The sequence below is a fragment of the Endozoicomonas sp. ONNA1 genome (assembly GCF_024606325.1).
In the GTDB taxonomy this organism is placed as follows: Bacteria; Pseudomonadota; Gammaproteobacteria; order Pseudomonadales; family Endozoicomonadaceae; genus Endozoicomonas_A.
Window position 1 is genome coordinate 1 of sequence record NZ_JAHHPN010000529.1, and the last position, 1,041, is coordinate 1,041.

1 protein-coding gene is annotated in these 1,041 nt (G+C 55.1%); it reads right to left on the reverse strand.

Going from position 1 to position 1,041, the window contains the following annotated elements; all coding sequences use genetic code 11:
• Positions 1 to 1,041: hypothetical protein (locus tag KDK19_RS12110; RefSeq protein ID WP_257292062.1), on the reverse strand; the 1,041-nt coding region annotated here is incomplete at both ends.

The window sequence follows — 1,041 nt, forward strand, 5'->3', positions numbered from 1 at the left end:
CTTGAGGGACGTTTTCAGAAAAGTGTACCCACCACTTCCGATAGCCTGCCGCAGAGTCAGACCCGCCTGAAAATCCGGCAGATTCCTGTGGGTCTCCACCAGTGCCGAAGTAAAAGTGTCCAGAGATACCAAGGGGTTCAGACGATGGTAGTTACGAACCCGTTGAAAAGCTTCTGTCAGTTCATCCTGATCATGCCGGGTGGACAACGAGTAGAGAACCTCGGCGAAATCCGCAACCGACCCGGTAGCAAACTGCCAGTTGTGATCGCTCGTGCCGATGCCATCAATAAACCGTGTGTACAGGCGGTCTTTCTGACCTGGAAAAGCAGCCAGCGCCAGTCCTGTGGTCAGGCCATAACGACGGCCTGTGGTGGATGCCGACAATCCCCAGGTCGCCCGCAAGTCCTTTTGAGCCTCACTGAGAGCCTTCACATCGGGATGGTTTAGCAGGGCTGTGCCGAACAACTTTCCAATAGCGATAGCCTTAGGGTTATCAAAAGTCGTGTCTTTTATGCCCACCGTCAGAGTCGGTGGATCGCCGTCCAGACGACTCTGGTACAGGTACTGTTCGTGCTCAAGGGTAATGATTATTTCGTGATACAAACGACCCAGAGACATCCCGCGCCCGGAAAGTATTTCTCCCGAGCCAAGAATCGGTTTAACAAAACCTTCGCCACCGGAAAACAAATCCAGAAGTTTATAAAGTTCGGCGGGCAGGTTGTACCGTGCAAGCTTTTGCCAGGTCGCCACAGGCGGGGCATGGGTTTCAGTCGTTGCCGCAGGAGGCTGGTGATCCCAGCCGGTTACCCGTTGAAGGTTAACATCCACAGGCACTATTTTTTGCAACTGCGCCAGGGTGTCCCAGGCTGAGCCTGACTGCCCACCTGTTATAGCCCTGAGACGGGCAGCCAGCAGCAACTGGCCCAGAGCGTCCTGTCCCGCTGTGCCCTGTTGTGTCTGGTGATAGCTGATGTAGGAGCGGGTGACATGCTCCAGCTTTGCCGGGTCCAGTTGACCCAGCCGACTGAGGATGGACTGCTT